The sequence below is a fragment of the Bacillus sp. 5w2 genome, assembly GCF_054353775.1.
The window spans coordinates 1-17053 of the sequence record NZ_JBTIWT010000003.1 but is presented as its reverse complement, the minus strand read 5'-3'; the positions used below and the strand labels follow the sequence as shown (position 1 = coordinate 17053).

Annotated in this window: 18 protein-coding genes; 13 read left to right on the top strand and 5 right to left on the bottom strand. The window is 35.4% G+C overall.

Translation table 11 applies throughout. From position 1 onward, the window contains the following. Window positions 1-130 precede the first annotated feature (130 nt). Window positions 131-610: a GNAT family N-acetyltransferase gene (locus tag ACXY7N_RS07480; protein WP_016135192.1), complete on the top strand. Its 480-nt coding sequence runs from the start codon at window positions 131-133 to the stop codon at window positions 608-610. Window positions 611-630: 20 nt separating this feature from the next. Here ACXY7N_RS07480 and ACXY7N_RS07475 read toward each other — a convergent pair whose 3' ends face one another. Continuing rightward, window positions 631-903: an HU family DNA-binding protein gene (locus ACXY7N_RS07475; RefSeq protein WP_001043904.1), complete on the bottom strand. Its 273-nt coding sequence runs from the start codon at window positions 901-903 to the stop codon at window positions 631-633. A 141-nt stretch (window positions 904-1044) separates the two neighbouring features. Continuing rightward, window positions 1045-1860 carry a formate/nitrite transporter family protein gene (locus ACXY7N_RS07470; RefSeq protein ID WP_016135191.1) on the bottom strand — a complete coding sequence of 272 codons (816 nt, stop codon included), beginning with the start codon at window positions 1858-1860 and terminating at the stop codon, window positions 1045-1047. Window positions 1861-2056: 196 nt separating this feature from the next. On the opposite strand from ACXY7N_RS07470, the gene ACXY7N_RS07465 reads away from it, so the two are divergent. Both ACXY7N_RS07465 and ACXY7N_RS07460 read left to right on the top strand, forming a co-directional pair. Further along, the gene (locus tag ACXY7N_RS07465; protein WP_016086698.1) at window positions 2057-2950 is read left to right on the top strand and encodes a metallophosphoesterase; all 894 of its coding nucleotides are present in this window, start codon (window positions 2057-2059) and stop codon (window positions 2948-2950) included. A gap of 101 nt (window positions 2951-3051) precedes the next feature. Further along, window positions 3052-4263: a M20 metallopeptidase family protein gene (locus tag ACXY7N_RS07460; protein ID WP_016135190.1), complete on the top strand. Its 1212-nt coding sequence runs from the start codon at window positions 3052-3054 to the stop codon at window positions 4261-4263. Between the two features lie 52 nt (window positions 4264-4315). On the opposite strand, the gene ACXY7N_RS07455 is transcribed toward ACXY7N_RS07460, so the two are convergent. Then, window positions 4316-5398, bottom strand: coding sequence for a chitinase (locus ACXY7N_RS07455; RefSeq protein ID WP_098986040.1), 1083 nt, complete (start codon window positions 5396-5398; stop codon window positions 4316-4318). Window positions 5399-5820: 422 nt separating this feature from the next. On the opposite strand from ACXY7N_RS07455, the gene gabP reads away from it, so the two are divergent. The 8 genes from gabP to entD all read left to right on the top strand — a co-directional run bounded on the left by gabP (window position 5821) and on the right by entD (window position 14799). Beyond that, window positions 5821-7215 (top strand): GABA permease, encoded by a 1395-nt coding sequence (gene gabP / locus ACXY7N_RS07450; protein WP_016135188.1) that lies wholly within the window; start codon window positions 5821-5823, stop codon window positions 7213-7215. A gap of 134 nt (window positions 7216-7349) precedes the next feature. Next, complete coding sequence (locus tag ACXY7N_RS07445) at window positions 7350-7688, top strand: hypothetical protein (protein ID WP_116349040.1); 339 nt, start codon at window positions 7350-7352, stop codon at window positions 7686-7688. A gap of 318 nt (window positions 7689-8006) precedes the next feature. Next, window positions 8007-8549, top strand: a complete 543-nt coding sequence (locus tag ACXY7N_RS07440; RefSeq protein ID WP_000228316.1) for a DUF420 domain-containing protein — start codon at window positions 8007-8009, stop codon at window positions 8547-8549. 115 nt (window positions 8550-8664) lie between these two features. Then, a complete protein-coding gene (locus ACXY7N_RS07435; protein ID WP_016135187.1) occupies window positions 8665-9828 on the top strand; it encodes an iron-containing alcohol dehydrogenase in 1164 nt (387 codons plus the stop codon). A 157-nt stretch (window positions 9829-9985) separates the two neighbouring features. Beyond that, window positions 9986-10738 (top strand): DeoR/GlpR family DNA-binding transcription regulator, encoded by a 753-nt coding sequence (locus ACXY7N_RS07430; RefSeq protein WP_016135186.1) that lies wholly within the window; start codon window positions 9986-9988, stop codon window positions 10736-10738. Beyond that, window positions 10735-11646 (top strand): 1-phosphofructokinase, encoded by a 912-nt coding sequence (pfkB, locus tag ACXY7N_RS07425; protein WP_016086705.1) that lies wholly within the window; start codon window positions 10735-10737, stop codon window positions 11644-11646. The genes ACXY7N_RS07430 and pfkB overlap by 4 nt, the downstream gene beginning before the upstream one ends. A 13-nt stretch (window positions 11647-11659) precedes the next feature. Then, window positions 11660-13519, top strand: coding sequence for a PTS fructose transporter subunit IIABC (locus ACXY7N_RS07420; protein ID WP_488592354.1), 1860 nt, complete (start codon window positions 11660-11662; stop codon window positions 13517-13519). Window positions 13520-13866: 347 nt separating this feature from the next. Then, a complete protein-coding gene (entD, locus tag ACXY7N_RS07415) occupies window positions 13867-14799 on the top strand; it encodes a cell wall-binding protein EntD (protein ID WP_016086707.1) in 933 nt (310 codons plus the stop codon). A gap of 60 nt (window positions 14800-14859) precedes the next feature. Here the strand turns inward: entD and ACXY7N_RS07410 are convergent, their stop codons facing one another. Continuing rightward, on the bottom strand, window positions 14860-15105 hold the full coding sequence (locus ACXY7N_RS07410) for a hypothetical protein (protein WP_016086708.1): 246 nt from the start codon (window positions 15103-15105) through the stop codon (window positions 14860-14862). A 182-nt stretch (window positions 15106-15287) separates the two neighbouring features. Between ACXY7N_RS07410 and miaA the strand changes: the two genes are divergently transcribed. Both miaA and hfq read left to right on the top strand, forming a co-directional pair. Continuing rightward, window positions 15288-16241, top strand: a complete 954-nt coding sequence (gene miaA / locus ACXY7N_RS07405) for a tRNA (adenosine(37)-N6)-dimethylallyltransferase MiaA (RefSeq protein WP_016086709.1) — start codon at window positions 15288-15290, stop codon at window positions 16239-16241. 21 nt (window positions 16242-16262) lie between these two features. Continuing rightward, window positions 16263-16487 carry an RNA chaperone Hfq gene (hfq, locus tag ACXY7N_RS07400; RefSeq protein WP_000813896.1) on the top strand — a complete coding sequence of 75 codons (225 nt, stop codon included), beginning with the start codon at window positions 16263-16265 and terminating at the stop codon, window positions 16485-16487. Window positions 16488-16567: 80 nt separating this feature from the next. Here the strand turns inward: hfq and ACXY7N_RS07395 are convergent. Beyond that, a partial coding sequence (locus tag ACXY7N_RS07395) for a Gly-Xaa-Xaa repeat protein (protein ID WP_488592353.1) occupies window positions 16568-17053 on the bottom strand: 486 nt, incomplete at its 5' end.

Sequence of the window (17053 nt, the reverse complement as noted above, 5' to 3'; positions counted from 1 at the left end):
ACAAAAAACAATACTTTGAAATAAGTATTGTTTTTTGTTTATATAGAAAGAAAAAAGATATAATAAAGCAGAAATATTGAATACTAGATGGTAGAAAAGTTAAATGATAGTCTAGTAAGGAGGTTCATATATGTTAAAAGACACGATCATTAGAACATTCCATAAAGAGGATTTAGAACAAGTATTACAGTTGTTCTATGAAACAGTTCATACAATTAATGCAAAAGATTATAATGTATTACAGCTACAGGCATGGGCACCAGAGCGACTAGATAGAGAAAGTTGGTTAAATTCTTTAGAGAAGAATATTAGTTATGTAGCGGATCATAACGGTGTGATAGTGGGATTTGGGGATTATAATGATGAGTATTATGTAGATCGTCTCTTTACTCATAAAGATTATCAAGGGAAAAGGATAGCGTCATACATACTACAGAAGTTAGAAAAAGAAGCAGTGAACTTGGGGCATAGGGAGATATATACAGAAGCGAGTATTACAGCAAAACCTTTCTTTGAAAATAAAGGTTTTATTTGCATAAAGGAACAAAAGAAACAACATAATGGTCAGATTTTTACTAATTATGTAATGAAAAAAATAGCCCTCTCATAGACGAGAAGGCTATTTTTTCATTATTTTACAGCTTCTTTTAGTTCTTTACCAGCTTTGAAAGCAGGTACTTTAGAAGCTGCGATTTGCATTTCTTCACCAGTTTGTGGGTTACGGCCTGTACGAGCAGCTCTTTCGCGAACTTCGAATGTACCGAATCCGATAAGTTGTACTTTTTCACCAGCAGCTAAAGTGTTAGTGATTGATTCTACTACAGTTTGTACAACTACAGTAGCTTCTTTTTGAGAAATCTCAGCGTTTTGTGCTACGTTTTTAATTAATTCTGTTTTGTTCATGTTTTTCACCTCATATGTAAATAATGCTATTTAAGTTGTTATTATAACGTATAAAACATTCGAGAACAAGTGTACGCACATATATTCGTAAAAAAAATGAAATTTGTAATATTTTTTAGAGCCACTGTATAGACAGTTCATTTAAGCGGATACAGATTGTTTCTTTAATTCGGTTTGCTCTTTATTGGAAGGCAGTTTCTTATTATAAGATATAAAATAAGGTAGTGCTACAAATAACATACCTCCTACTAAGTTTCCGAAGAAAACAAAAATGAAGTTTGGAAAGTATTCACTCCAAGTTAACCGACCGGCAAAAATTACAGCTGGGATAACAAACATATTGGCTACAACGTGTTGAAATCCAATCGCAACAAAAGTCATAACTGGGAACCAAATGCCGATAATCTTTCCGATAAATTCTTTACTTCCCATACTGAGCCAAACAGCTAAACAAACGAGCCAATTACATCCGATTGCAGAAATGAAAGCTTGTAGTGGTGTATCTTGTAGTTTAGCTTGCGCAATAGAAACAGTTTTCGCTAAAAAAGCACCCTCTGTTAATCCGACAATATGACCGAAAAAATAAGCAACGAATATAGCACCTATGAAGTTGCTAAACGTAACAATAACTAAATTTCGAATGAAGTGAAATAAGTCGATTTTTTTATGAAGCCACGCCATTGAAACGGTCATCATATTGCCAGTTACTAACTCACCGCCTGCAAGAATAACGAGTATAAGACCGATTGGGAATACAGCGGCGCCTAGAAAACTAGTAAATGATCCCCAAGATTTTGGCATTGTTCCAATAACATGAATATCGAGTAAATACCCTAATGCTATGAAAGCACCACCAAAAAAACCGAGAATTAACATAGGAAGTAATGATAAATGAGCTTTTTTTCTTCCGGAATTAGCAGCAAGTTCCGTAATTTCTTCTGGTGTAAATACAGACATGAATAATCTCTCCTTAATAAGATGATGAAATGAATAGATGTAATATTTCTAAGAATCTACGTATTATAAAAATATGTTATGACTTCTGTATAAATTTGTCAAAGTGAATGGAGATAGAATTGGATATAACTAACAATGTTCGTGTTGTCACATTAATGTAACAATAAGGCTTTAAAGTACTTCTAGAGGTGAGAACATGCATACGCATCATGTGAAAAAAGAACAAAAAAAATCAATCGTCAAGATATTTATAATCAGTTTCATAAGCATAGTAATGATTTCAATAAGTTTGTATTTCTATGCGACAGAAATAGAACGGAAACTAGTAACAGTTACGTGGAATGAAATAGAAGCTTCTACAATTCCTAAAGAGTTTAATAATAAGAAAATATTACAATTCTCGGATGTACATTTAGGGCCAGAATTTACACTGAAACAACTAGAAAATTTGGTGGAGAAGATGAATGCGTTACATCCAGATGTAGTAGTTTTTACAGGGGATTTAATAGATAAGTTTGGATCGTATAAAGCCGAAAGAGAAGAGGCGAAAGGTATTTTACAGAAAATACATGCGCCCTTAGGGAAATATGCTGTGTTTGGGAATCATGATAGGGGCGGGGGAGGTAGTTTATTTTATAAAAAGTATATGGAGGAAGCTGGTTTTTCTGTGTTAGTAAATGAAGTGCAGAAAATTAAAGTGGAAAACGGCAAATATATTACAATATCAGGTTTGGATGATTTTCTATTAGGGAAGCCGCAAATAGATTCAACTTTAAAAAACTTGAAACAAAATGATTTCAACATGTTATTAGTACATGAGCCGGATGTTGTAACCAAAATCAATCGTTATCCAGTTAATCTTCAACTGTCAGGACATAGTCACGGAGGACAAGTCCAAATTCCTTTTGTAGGTCCGTTAATTACTACCAAACTAGCTGAGAACTATGTTGAAGGTATGTATGAAGTAGAGGGGAAGAGTAAGCCGTTATATTTATATGTAAATCGTGGCATTGGGACTACTAGGATGCCTGTTAGATTTTGGAGTGTACCTGAACTTTCAGTTTTTGTATTGAAGCAAAATAGTGACTAGAATGGTAGCGGGACTTTCAGAGAAAGTTCTTTTTTTATTGATTAAACACAGAATATTATGTAACTTTTATTTAAAGTGTTAAAAAAGAAAGGGGCATTTCTATGATAGAAACATGGCATAAAGAATTGGAAAGTTTATATAACCAAATGGTTTTGTGGCGAAGAGATTTTCATCAATACCCAGAGCTATCGTTTCAAGAAATAGAAACATCGAAAAAAATAGCTGAAATCTTAAAAAGCTTTCATATTAATGTGACAACAGATGTTGGGGGAAGAGGGATAATCGGCGTAATTGAGGGTGGAAAACCTGGGAAGACGATAGCGCTACGTGCTGATTTTGATGCGCTACCTATTCAAGATGAAAAGCAAGTTTCATATAAATCAAAGGTTCCTGGCGTAATGCATGCTTGTGGGCATGATGGACATACAGCAACACTTTTAGGAGTTGCAAAAATATTAAGTGACCATAGAGATCAGCTTTCTGGAAAAATAGTTCTTATACATCAACATGCAGAAGAGAAAGAGCCTGGCGGAGCAATTGCTATGATTGAGGATGGGTGTTTAGATGGTGTAGATGTTGTGTTTGGAACACATTTATCTTCTCAAATGCCTTTAGGAATGGTTGGATCGAAAGCTGGAGCAATGATGGCAGCAGCTGATTCTTTTGAAGTGAAGGTTCAAGGGCGAGGTGGTCATGGAGGTATGCCGCATCATACTGTAGATGCTATTATCGTTGCAACGCAAGTTATTAATCAATTACAACTTTTAGTTAGTAGAAAAGTAGATCCGCTTCAATCTGCAGTATTAACAGTAGGCACATTTCATGCTGGTCAAGCAGATAATATTATTGCAGATACTGCTACATTTACAGGGACCATTCGAACGCTAGATCCTGAAGTGAGAGAATATATGGAGAAGGAATTTAAACGAGTTGTTGAAGGGATTTGTCAGTCTCTTCATGCTGAAGTTACTATTCAATATAAACGAGGCTATCCAATATTAATAAATCATGTAGATGAAACACGTCATTTTATGACGGTTGCGGAACATGATCTTGGCAGAGAAAGGGTCATGGAAGTACCACCTATTATGGGGGGAGAAGATTTTGCATACTACTTAGAACATGTTCCTGGAGCATTTTTCTTCACAGGTGCGGGTAATGAAGAAATAGGAGCGACATATCCACATCATCATCCTCAATTTGATTTTGATGAACGAGCGATGTTAATTGGTGGTAAATTACTTTTAAGTCTTGTGAATAGTTATGTAAGAGATGAAAAAGAATCTTTTCATCATGTAGAAGTGAAAAAGTAATTTACATAAATAAAAAACAACAATAGGCCCTATAACCTATTGTTGTTTTTTATTATTTTTGCAAGGGAAGACCATCAAAATATGTTCTGTAATTATTAGAGAATTCAAAGTTGTTTTTTGCATCCCAATTAATAGACCAAGACATTAAACCGCGAAATGCAGGATAGCCACTCTGGTTAGAAATTTTATACTTTCCTCCGAACGGAACCCCTTTAATAATATAATTTAAAGCTTTTTTCATTTCAGTCGGAGAAATATATCCGCCACTTGGAGCTGCCGCTGGTGCTGCAGGAAGTCCAATCATTACCTGATCTGAACGAAGAGCTGGGAAAATGTTATTTGCATTACCACCTACAGGAAAACCATGTAAGAGCATGTCTGCCATAGCGACCTCGTAGTCTGCAGTACCTTGATTGTAATTATTACCGTCCATTCCAATCCCGCTACCAGCGTTGTAGTGTTGAACGTGAATGTATGTTAGTTTGTCTTTCACTCCGTAAATAATCGGTAAATATGCTCCCCAGATGCTTCCGTATGCGCTATAACCACCTTGAACATAAGCTGTTTCAGGAGCCATGCTTAATAGAAAATCTGGACCATAATGATCTGAGATTGTCCGAATAGCTGAAATAAGATTTACGATTTGAGGAGTAGTTGGGTTTTTGAAATTAGTGTCATTTCCGTTTAAGTAAACTCCTGACTCAAGGTCAATATCTATTCCATCAAAACCGTATTTATCGATCAGAGATTGTATGGAATTAATAAAACGTAGCTTAGCGGCATTGTCAGGAAGTAAAACGATCCCATTTTGTCCACCTATGGAAAGAACTACTTTTTTTCCTTTGTTTTTTAAATAAGAAATATCTGATTTGAACTCTGCATCCGTACCATACACAGGAGAAAATTCAACAGTGGAACGATCACTCCCAGTTTCACCGAAAGATACATTGATTACATCCCATTTTGGTGAAACGTCTCTTAATTTAATAATGCCAGTACCGTTATCAAAGTTATGCCAGTATCCAACGAGTAATTTTGATCCTAAATTGTTTGCTGCTTGTGCTTGAAAGGGAGCTAGCGGTAGCAGTAAGAAAATTACTAAAGTACAACAAATGAATTTGAACTTGTTTAACATATCAACACTCCTATACAAAAAGTTGTCTAGATGTATAATCTTGTTTATTTGATAATATCTGAAAATTCATTCTTTTGTAAGGTGACTATAATTTTCTCAACAATTGTATATGGGAAATTATTAAACCTAATGTAATAATTTCTGAAGGAGGTCGAATTGTGATTGTTAAATTCAGAATATTTTGATATATTTTAAAGTATAGGACAAGATTTTTCGCATAATACTCTTACATAAAGTGAAACTTTAATCAGTGGGGGTTTTGTTCATCCCCCGCTGATTATCAGCCCTCACCAATCGGGCTTTTACGGGCAGTAGATCCCCATCTAACTTCATTGCTTCCGCTGAATTTTGAGATGGGGGTCTTACTGCCTGTTAATGCGTGATAAATTTCAAAATTAAGTTTGGAAGGGGATGTACAAGAGTTGGATAAAAATCTTAAGAAAGACCTTAAAATACGCCACATTACAATGATCTCAATCGGTGGCGTAATAGGAGCCGGTTTGTTTGTTGGAAGTGGGGCGGTTGTGCATTCAGCAGGGCCAGGTTCTATCGTTTCATATGCATTAGCAGGACTTCTAGTTATTTTCGTTATGAGAATGCTTGGGGAAATGGCAGCTATTAACCCGACAAGTGGGTCATTTGCAACATATGCAAGAGAAGCAATTGGTCCATGGGCAGGTTATACAATTGGGTGGCTATATTGGTTTTTCTGGGTAATTGTTATTGCAATAGAAGCTACAGCAGGTGCTGGTATTATTCAATACTGGATTCCAGAAATTCCACTCTGGCTATTAAGCTTAATATTAACGATTTTATTAACATTGACGAATGTTTTCTCGGTGAAATCATTTGGAGAGTTTGAATATTGGTTTTCTTTTATTAAAGTAATAAGTATTGTTTTGTTCCTTTGTCTTGGACTAGCTGTTATTTTAGGGTTTGTACCAGGAACGGAAGCACCTGGCACCTCGAATTTAGTAGGGCAAGGAGGATTTATGCCAAATGGTATAAGTTCGGTGCTACTTGGAATTACCGTCGTTATATTTTCATTTATGGGATCTGAGATTGTTGCGGTAGCAGCCGGAGAGTCTGCTGAACCTGTAAAAGCAGTCAAAACAGCAACAAATAGTGTGATTTGGCGTATTCTCGTATTTTTTATTGGTTCTATTGCTGTAGTCGTTACACTCCTCCCATGGAATTCAGCAAACATATTAAAAAGTCCATTCGTAGCGGTACTGGAACATATAGGAATACCTGCGGCAGCGCAAATTATGAATTTTATTGTTCTAACAGCCGTACTTTCTTGTTTAAATTCGGGTTTATATACAAACTCAAGAATGCTTTTTTCGATGGCAGAAAGAGGAGATGCTCCAAAGGTATTTTTGAAATTGAACAGTAGTGGTGTTCCAGTTCGAGCGGTTTTATTTGGAACTTTCTTTGCTTACATTGGAGTTGTTTTTAGTTACATATCTCCAGATAAAGTATTTTTATTTTTAGTGAATGCATCTGGCGGGATTGCGTTACTCGTTTATCTCGTTATAGCAATTTCACATTTAAAGATACGTAAAAAAATGGGACAAGCGGAACAACAAAATTTGAAAGTGAAAATGTGGCTTTTTCCGTATGTAACGTATGTTACAATTGCCGCTATTATAGCAGTTTTAGTTGCAATGCTTGCAATTGAATCTTTACGTTCACAAGCACTATTAACGATGCTTGTTACTATTCTTATAATAATTTCTTATTTTATTTTTAATAGAAATAAAAATAGTACAGTGTTGTATCCAAAAAGTAGGGATGAAGAATCCGTTCGCTTCTAATTTCTTGTTTTTGAAGAAAAGGTACATCCAATCATTGCTAGAAAAGATTCATATATAAGTAAAGAAAAGAGTAATTACTATTGTCATAGTGAATATAAACTTTTTTCTTGACTTTTTATACGAAGGCGAGCAGAATGGTAAAAAAGGAAGGGGGGATGACGATGGAAGAGTACGTATTAGAGCTGTATAACCTGTTATATACGACAGAATGGCAAGATATTGTTTCGTTTCTAGGAATAGTATTTTGTATGAAAATTGTAATTGTATATATGGAAGAGCAAGGTATGTTCTATTCCTTCTCATCTCCGTTCGATGTGCAACGCGAGCCGTTGCTGAACTATGCCAAGGTAAATTACGAACAATTTCCTTTTGTAATTTTCTTTATGATTCGATTTATAACAGCAATTGTAAAGAAAAAGGAAAGTGACGATGAAGAGTACCACTCAACTTGTAATATAGCGACTGCTCTATAAGCTAAATACAAGGAGGAGATTTATATGTGGTTTCGATTTCTTATGATTGGTTTCTTTTCATTAACAGCAATTTCTTTAATGGGATATCAAGTGTCTGAAATTTATCAAGCATATAGCAATACGTTTTTTAACAAAAACTAATTACATTGCTATTTAAATAATAAAGCGATAAAATCCTTCTTAAGAAGTTTTGTTAAGAAGGATTTTTTTCTTTGCTCTGTCTTACTGTGTCAAACTATTGTCACATTTACACTGTGAATAGTATGTTAAAATAGTGAGGTTACGTATACATATTTGAAGGAAGAGGGAGTGACCATTTTGGTGGATCAATCAACAAATCAGAAAAGCTATGCTCCTATTGTGATAACGCTTTCTGTAATTGTAAATGCGATTATTTTATTTTTGTTCTTTGGACCTGTTGGCTATGAAGGAGAAGTACATTTTGATGTAACAATTTTACCAATGTTAAATGCAATTTTTAATAGCTTTACGTTCGTATTCTTATTAGCAGCGTTATACTCTATTATTAAAAAGAATGTGAAAATGCACCGTGGTTTCATCCTGGCAGCATTTACAACGACGTTGCTATTTTGTGTTTCTTATTTATCGTATCATTACTTGGCGCCAGCAACACATTTTGGTGGGGAAGGATTCATTAAATATGTGTACTTCATTATTTTAATTACACATATTATCCTTGCAGCAATCATTGTACCACTTGCATTATTTGCGCTTGTATTTGGTTTTACAAATCAATTAACACGTCATCGTAAAATTGTACGTTGGACGATGCCGATTTGGTTATATGTAAGTTTATCTGGTGTTATTGTTTACTTAATGATCTCACCTTATTATCAATAAAAAATCTCAGCCTGTAGGCTGGGGTTTTTTATTAGGCAAATATTTTTGTGAAATGAAAAAAATATGTTATACAAAAGTATAGTTGCTTTTCATATAGAAGGGATGGTAAAGGAATATGCAAAATTTTGTATTTCGTAATCCAACGAAACTTATTTTCGGTAAAGGTCAATTAGAACAGTTGAAAACTGAAATTCCACAGTTCGGTAAAAAAGTTCTTCTCGTATACGGGGGAGGCAGCATTAAAAGAAATGGTATTTATGATAATGTAATTTCTATTTTAAAAGATATAAATGCGGAAGTATTTGAATTGACAGGTGTTGAACCAAATCCGCGTGTATCAACTGTAAAGAAAGGGATTCAAATTTGTAAAGATAATGGCGTTGAATTTATTTTAGCGGTTGGCGGAGGAAGTGTAATCGACTGTACGAAGGCAATTGCAGCTGGTAGTAAGTACGATGGAGATGTATGGGATATTGTAACGAAAAAAGCATTTGCTAGTGAGGCTTTACCATTTGGTACGGTACTTACTCTTGCGGCAACAGGATCTGAAATGAATGCTGGTTCTGTAATCACAAACTGGGAAACGAATGAAAAATATGGCTGGGGTAGCCCAGTTACTTTCCCGCAATTTTCGATTTTAGATCCAGTTCATACTGCGTCTGTACCGAGGGATCAAACAATTTACGGTATGGTAGATATTATGTCACATGTATTAGAGCAATATTTCCACCATGGAACAAATACAGAATTACAAGATCGTTATTGTGAATCTGTTTTAAAAACAGTAATTGAAACTGCTCCTAAGCTTTTAAGTGATTTAGAAAATTATGAGCATAGAGAAACTATTTTATATTGCGGAACGATGGCGTTAAACGGCATTTTAGCGATGGGAGTAAAAGGAGACTGGGCAACTCATAATATTGAGCACGCAGTTTCTGCGGTTCATGATATACCACACGGGGGTGGCCTTGCAATTCTATTCCCGAACTGGATGAAGCATGTTGTAGATGAAAATGTAAGTCGTTTTAAACAGTTCGCTATTCGCGTATTCGATGTAAAAACAGATGGAAAGATTGATCGAGAAATTGCGTTAGAAGGAATTGAGGCGTTACGTCAATTTTGGACTTCAATTGAGGCGCCAGTAACGTTAGCTGATTACGGTATTGGGGAAAATGAAATTGATTTAATGGCGGATAAAGCGATGGCTTATGGTGAGTTTGGTAACTTTAAAAAATTAAATAAAGATGATGTTTTAAGTATATATAAAGCTTCTTTATAGGTGAATCGAGAAAAGAAACCCATTTGATTGTTATATCAAATGGGTTTCTTTTTGTTGTTTATAACCGTTCGTGACTGATTTTGATTATTTATGAATGTTTGTGGTTGATTTTTGTGATCGTTTTCATTATACTGTAATCAAAGAAGAGGTGAATAAAATGTTAACTCCTGAACGTCATCAAATGATATTGCAACTTGTAAAAGAGCAGAAGGTTGTTAAATTACAGCAATTAGTGGAAAGAACAGAAAGCTCTGAATCAACAATTCGTCGTGATTTAGCACAATTGGAAAAGCAAAGGTTATTAAAAAGAGTTCATGGTGGTGCTGCTGTTTTAACAGGAAAAGGACAAGAGCCGACGATGGTTGAAAAATCATCCAAAAACATTCAAATAAAAAACCAAATTGCTAAGTATGCAGCTAGCATTGTTGAACAAGGTGATTGCATTTATTTAGATGCAGGAAGTACAACATTTGAAATGATTCCATTTTTAATAAATAAAGATGTTACTGTCGTTACGAATGGACTTATGCATATTGAAGCTTTAGTTGACAATAATATTCGTGCGTATTTACTAGGCGGGATGATGAAGAGTAGGACGAAAGCTTTAATTGGTGCAATGGCGCAAGAAAGTATGCAGAAGTACCGTTTTGATAAATGTTTTTTAGGAGCGAATGGTGTACATGAACAGCTTGGTTTTACAACACCGGATCCAGAAGAGGCACTTTTAAAACAAATGGCATTAACATTAGCGAACGAAGGATATTTTTTAATTGATGAAAGTAAGTTTTCGGAAGTTGCGTTTGCGAAAATTGCCAATGTGGAAGAGGCGAATATTATTACAAAACATTTAGAAATTGATTTAGAAAAATATAAAAGACAAACCAATGTAATTGAGGCTGATAAACAATGATCTATACAGTTACTTTAAACCCATCTATTGATTATGTAGTACAAGTTAGTTCCTTCGATTTTGGCGCAGTAAATCGAGCAGAGAAAGATATGAAGTTTCCTGGAGGAAAAGGGATTAATGTTTCTCGTGTTCTCCATCGTTTAGGTGTTGAAAATATAGCGCTTGGATTTACTGGTGGATTTACCGGTCAATTTATTAAAGATGTATTACAGACGGAAGGTGTAACAACAAATTTCGTCCAAGTAGATGGAGATTCCCGAATTAATGTGAAAATAAAAGGGCAAGAAGAGACAGAATTAAATGGACAAGGTCCTAATGTGACAAATGAACAATTTGAACAATTAATGAAACAAATCGAAAGTATGAAGCAGGGAGATTGTGTGGTACTAGCTGGAAGTGTACCGGCATCTATCCCAACTACTTTTTATGAATCAATCGCAGCATTTGGGGCTGAAAAAGGTATTCGTGTAGTAGTAGATGCGAGCGGAAGTGCACTTCAGCATGTAATTAAAAATAAGCCATTTTTAATAAAGCCTAATCATCATGAACTTGGTGAGTTATTCGGAGTAGAGATTTCAACAGTAGAAGATATTTTACCGTATGGAAGAAAATTAATCGAACAAGGTGTAGAGCACGTTATCGTATCAATGGCCGGAGATGGAGCTTTATTATTTACGGCAGAAGGTATATATGAAGCAACTGTTCCAAAAGGTGTTGTAATTAATTCGGTTGGTTCTGGAGATTCTCTCGTTGCAGGATTTGTAGGTAAATATGAACAGACAAAAGACATTGAAAAGGCATTTCAATATGGCGTTGCAACGGGGAGTGCAACAGCATTTTCAGCTGATTTATGTGAAAAGGAAAAAGTAGAAGAATTATTGTCGCAAGTAATTGTAGCTAAGCGATAGGGGGAAGCAACATATGAAAATTACAGAACTATTAAAAAGGGATACAGTTATTATGAATTTGACAGCTTCAAATAAAGAAGCTGTCATAGATGAATTAGTGGAGAAATTAGCCAGCGCAAATCGTTTAAATAGTAAAGCAGAATTTAAAGAAGCTATTTTTAAGCGGGAGTCACAAAGTACGACTGGAATAGGGGAAGGGATTGCAATACCTCATGCGAAAACAAAAGCTGTTAAGCAACCAGCGATTTGTTTTGGTAGAAGTGTAAGCGGTATCAACTATGAATCACTTGACGGACAGCCAGCGCATTTATTCTTTATGATTGCTGCAAGCGAAGGGGCGAATAATACTCATTTAGAAACGTTGTCGCGCCTATCTACATTATTAATGGATGAAGGTTTTCGCAGACAATTATTAGAAGCAAAGGATGGAGAGGAACTTCTTCGCTTATTTGATGAAAAAGAGAATGAAAAAGAAGAAGGAGAGGTTGAAGTTGCAAAACCAGAAGGAAATGAACCGTACGTATTAGCAGTTACCGCTTGCCCAACTGGAATCGCTCACACGTATATGGCTGCGGATAGCTTGAAAGCAAAAGCAGCAGAGCTAGGAATAGCGATTAAAGTTGAAACGAATGGATCAACAGGTATAAAGAACGGTTTAACGAAAGAGGATATTGAAAGAGCAACAACTATTATCGTTGCGGCAGATAAACAAGTAGAAATGAACCGTTTTGCTGGGAAGCATGTCATTCAAGTACCAGTCGCTGATGGAATTAGAAAAACAGAAGTACTTCTTAATCGCGCTGTAAAACAAGATGCACCAATCTTTAAAGGGATAAAAGAAGATGGGAAGGCAGAAAGTACAGAGAAAGAAAAAGGATTAGGAATTTATAAGCATTTAATGAGCGGTGTAAGTAATTTGCTTCCATTCGTTGTTGGTGGCGGAATTTTAATCGCATTAGCATTTATGTTCGGTGGAATTAAGGCGGAAGGTCCTATTGCTGAAATATTAATGACTATTGGTGGTGGAGAAAAAGGAGCCTTTTTATTCCTTGTACCAATTTTAGCTGGATTTATTGCAAGTTCTATTGCTGATCGACCTGGTTTTATGCCTGGTGTTGTCGGAGGATTTTTGGCGGCACAAGCAAATGCTGGCTTTTTAGGTGGATTAATTGCCGGTTTCTTAGCGGGGTATATTGTTTTAGGATTGAAAAGATTGTTTTCAGGATTACCAGTACAGTTAGAAGGAATTAAACCTGTTTTGTTATATCCGGTCTTTGGATTGTTAATTACAGGGGTTGTTATGCAAAAAGTAGTAAACCCACCTGTAGTAGCATTAAATGAAATGTTAACAGGATGGTTGAATGGTTTGAGTGGAACGAATGCTATATTATTAGGTCTTATTCTAGGTGGCATGATGGCGATTGATATGGGTGGTCCAATTAATAAAGCCGCATTTACATTTGGTATCGCTGCAATAGAAGCGAAGAACTTTGGAGTACACTCTGCTGTTATGGCTGGTGGTATGGTACCGCCATTAGCGATTGCATTCGCAACTACCTTCTTTAAATCAAAGTTTACTGAAGCAGAACGTAAATCGGGTTTAACAAATTATATTATGGGAGCATCGTTTATTACTGAAGGTGCGATTCCGTTTGCAGCTGCAGATCCGGTTCGAGTAATAGTAAGTTGTGTTGTTGGTTCAAGTATTGCGGGTGCATTATCTATGTTATTCCAAATTACATTACCAGCACCGCATGGTGGATTGTTTGTTATCGCATTAGTAAATAAACCGGTGTTATATATTTTCTCGATATTCATAGGGACAGTTGTTTCTGCTCTTATGATGGGAATTTGGAAAAAGAAAGTTAAATAACACATGTAAAGGGAGCAGCTTTTATGAGCTGCTCTCTTTTATTACAAAAAAGGAGGTTAATAATTGGAAAATGATGATTTTTGGTAAAAGATGTAATGAAATATGATTTTTTTGTAACAAAAAAGTAATACTGTAATTTTTTTTGGAAAAAATTCTGGTGCTTGTATGTGGAAAATATATGAAAACTATTGAGGATTCTATTGGAAATGGAATTCATTAATATGGAAATTTATGTTACAACTCATTAATCGTGTATTACGAATGGTTTGTAATTGTGTGATTTCTAAAAATCCTAAAAATCTGTTGCTATAATGAAAATACGAAAACAAAGCAAATGGAGGCTATTCATGAAAAAATTATTAGGTATAGCAACGGCGGCAGTTTTTGGTCTTGGGATTTTTGCGGGTTCTGCGAAAGCAGAAACAATTGTAACAACAGACGTATTAAATGTTAGAGAAAACCCAACTGCAGAGTCAAAACTTGTAGGTAAAATGTTAAGTGGGAATAAATTAGATGTTATTAATACAGAAAACGGATGGGCAAAAATTAAATTAAATGGTAAAGAAGCGTTTGTAAGTGCTGAATTTACAAAAAGTACATATTATGTAACGGCGGGCGTGTTAAATGTTCGTGCTGGAGCGAATACTGACTCTGAAATTCTTGGTAAACTGAATAAAGATGATGTAATTGAAACGACAAATCAAGTTCAAAATGAATGGTTACAATTTGATTATAATGGAAAAACAGGATATGTTCACGTGCCATTTCTAACAGCGACGGCACCTGTGATTGAAAAGAAAGAAGTTGTAACGCAAGAAGAAGCACCGGTAAGAGTAAATACGCCGGTTAAAAATAATAAAGTAGTTAAGAGCACAGAGTCTGTTAAGAATGTAGAAACAAGTAAACCTGTGGCAAAAGAGAAGTCAACTGCGAAACAAGTTGCTAAATCTACTGAAACAAGTGCACCTGCTGGTGGACGTGAAATAACAGTAGAAGCGACAGCGTATACAGCAGATCCAAGTGAGAATGGTACGCATGGTGGTCGTGTATTAACTGCAATGGGGCATGATTTAACAGCGAATCCGAATATGAAAGTAATTGCTGTTGATCCTAAAGTAATTCCACTTGGATCAAAAGTATGGGTAGAAGGATATGGAGAAGCGATTGCTGGAGATACTGGTGGTGCGATTAAAGGAAATCGTATTGATGTTTTAGTCGGTTCAGATGGTAGTGCTAATAGCTGGGGGCGTAAATCTGTAAAAGTGAAAGTTATCAAGTAGTATATGTATTAATATAAAAGGCGGTTGCTTGAATGTATGTAAGCAACCGCCTTTTATGGATTATTGAAAAGGATAAATCGTTTTACCTGTAATAATTTTATATGCACTGCAAAATTGATTTTGAATATAATCTGTATTTTTATTTTCTGGATGTAATGTTGTTTCTTGGAGAGTGGAATGAAAAGAACGTAGCAAACAATTTAAGGCGAAATATAATTCTTCTTGTGAGCAATTTTGTTCCTTTGTAGCAGTAGCTAAAATGAGGTCTTTTGTCAAAGATGAAAAATTGATAGTGGATTGTTCCATAGTTAACTCATCCTCTCGAAGGTATTTTTAATCATGTATATGACGAATTGGACAAACTATGTTCTTTTTTTATTTATAATTTCATGTACCGAAATGAAAGAACTTGCAATCATGCCGTTAAAATTGGTAAGATTGGATATAATCAATAGATGGAGTACATTACATAAAGAGAGTTGAATGATATGGGAGAAGTGCAACGTGAAAAAGTTGCTGTCATCATTGGACCAACTGCTGTTGGAAAGACGAAGTTAAGTATTGATCTTGCCAAAGCGTTGAATGGTGAAATTATAAGTGGAGATTCCATGCAGATTTATCGTACGATGGATATTGGAACTGCAAAGGTGACGAAAGAAGAGATGGACGGAATTCCACATTATATGGTCGATATAAAAAATCCGGAAGAATCATTTTCTGTTGCCGAATTTCAAGAACGTGTTCGTAAGCATATTCGAGAGATTACAGAGCGTGGTAAATTGCCGATTATCGTAGGTGGAACTGGTCTGTACATACAATCTGTTTTATTCGATTATCAGTTTACGGATGATGCTGGTGATACGATATACCGAGAACAAATGGAAAAGTTAGCATTAGAACGTGGTGTGGAATATGTACATAAAAAATTACAAGAAGTAGACCCAGAAAGCGCGGAGCGTATTCATGCAAATAATGTACGCCGTGTCATTAGAGCGCTAGAAATTTTCCACACGACGGGTGAAAAAATGAGTGATCAACTTGAAAAACAAGAAAACGAGTTATTATACGATGTTTCCTTGATTGGCTTGACAATGGATCGAGAAATACTATACGATCGCATTAACTTACGAGTTGATATAATGATGGACCAAGGTTTATTAAAAGAAGTAGAAGGATTGTATAATAGAGGGATACGAGATTGTCAATCTATTCAAGCGATTGGGTATAAAGAGATATATGATTATTTTGAGGATCGTGTCTCTTTAGAAGAAGCGGTATCACAATTAAAGACGAATTCACGTCGTTATGCAAAGCGTCAATTAACGTGGTTCCGTAATAAGATGGATGTCACATGGTTTGATGTTACAGACGGTGAAAAAACGTCAGAAATTTTACGATACATAGAAGGAAAGTTACAACTAAAGTCGAATAATAGTAAGTAGAGAAAAAGAGGAGGATTCGACATGAAGCAATCAATCAATATTCAAGATCAGTTTTTAAATCAACTCCGTAAAGAAAATACGTTTGTTACGCTGTACTTATTAAATGGTTTCCAGCTTCGTGGATTAATTAAAGGATTTGATAATTTTACAGTCCTACTGGAAACAGAAGGTAAGCAGCAGCTTATTTATAAACATGCAATTTCTACATTTGTACCACAAAAAAATGTTTCCATTGAATTAGAGTAGTAATGAATTATTGTACATAACAAAAAAAGAGCGAGTTTTTCGCTCTTTTTTTATTTGTCATAAACAATAAATAGTGAAATTTAAGCAATTCTAAATACAGTTAGACGAATGTTAGTGTTTCCTGTTGCAGGGATCGTAATCTCGTTAAGAGTAGATTGGACAGAAATGTTTGCGTTAGCTGTTAACGTTTCGATTGTAGTGAATGAAAGTGAGTCGCCTATTAGATTTGAAGAGAAGTTGTCAGTTGCGACTGCTCCATTAATTGAAATGCCTACTCCAAGAGGAGCGCATCCTGGCGCAGTTGTAGAAATAGATACGCTAATGACATAAATACCACCGTTGATAACTGTAACTGTATCTGTGCCATTAAAGATAATATTATTTACGTTAATTGCAGTACTGAAAATAAAGTTATTAAATTGTAGTACTGTTTGTTGAATGTTGTTTGTTACAACAATTGTTGCTACAGGGAAGCTAGGTCCAGTAGGCCCAGTAGGTCCGGTAACTCCTATACCAGTAGCGCCGGTAGCACCCGTGTTACCTTGAACGCCTTGAGGTCCAGTGGC

Bases quoted from the DNA above. Each gene is read 5' to 3' on its own strand.
- ACXY7N_RS07430 (WP_016135186.1), top strand. From the start codon at position 9,986: ATGTTAACTCCTGAACGTCATCAAATGATATTGCAACTTGTAAAAGAG.
- entD (WP_016086707.1), top strand. From the start codon at position 13,867: ATGAAAAAATTATTAGGTATAGCAACGGCGGCAGTTTTTGGTCTTGGG.
- ACXY7N_RS07410 (WP_016086708.1), bottom strand. From the start codon at position 15,105: ATGGAACAATCCACTATCAATTTTTCATCTTTGACAAAAGACCTCATT.
- hfq (WP_000813896.1), top strand. From the start codon at position 16,263: ATGAAGCAATCAATCAATATTCAAGATCAGTTTTTAAATCAACTCCGT.
- miaA (WP_016086709.1), top strand. From the start codon at position 15,288: ATGGGAGAAGTGCAACGTGAAAAAGTTGCTGTCATCATTGGACCAACT.
- ACXY7N_RS07460 (WP_016135190.1), top strand. From the start codon at position 3,052: ATGATAGAAACATGGCATAAAGAATTGGAAAGTTTATATAACCAAATG.
- ACXY7N_RS07480 (WP_016135192.1), top strand. From the start codon at position 131: ATGTTAAAAGACACGATCATTAGAACATTCCATAAAGAGGATTTAGAA.
- ACXY7N_RS07435 (WP_016135187.1), top strand. From the start codon at position 8,665: ATGCAAAATTTTGTATTTCGTAATCCAACGAAACTTATTTTCGGTAAA.
- ACXY7N_RS07475 (WP_001043904.1), bottom strand. From the start codon at position 903: ATGAACAAAACAGAATTAATTAAAAACGTAGCACAAAACGCTGAGATT.
- ACXY7N_RS07445 (WP_116349040.1), top strand. From the start codon at position 7,350: ATGGTAAAAAAGGAAGGGGGGATGACGATGGAAGAGTACGTATTAGAG.
- ACXY7N_RS07470 (WP_016135191.1), bottom strand. From the start codon at position 1,860: ATGTCTGTATTTACACCAGAAGAAATTACGGAACTTGCTGCTAATTCC.
- pfkB (WP_016086705.1), top strand. From the start codon at position 10,735: ATGATCTATACAGTTACTTTAAACCCATCTATTGATTATGTAGTACAA.
- ACXY7N_RS07465 (WP_016086698.1), top strand. From the start codon at position 2,057: ATGCATACGCATCATGTGAAAAAAGAACAAAAAAAATCAATCGTCAAG.
- ACXY7N_RS07455 (WP_098986040.1), bottom strand. From the start codon at position 5,398: ATGTTAAACAAGTTCAAATTCATTTGTTGTACTTTAGTAATTTTCTTA.
- ACXY7N_RS07420 (WP_488592354.1), top strand. From the start codon at position 11,660: ATGAAAATTACAGAACTATTAAAAAGGGATACAGTTATTATGAATTTG.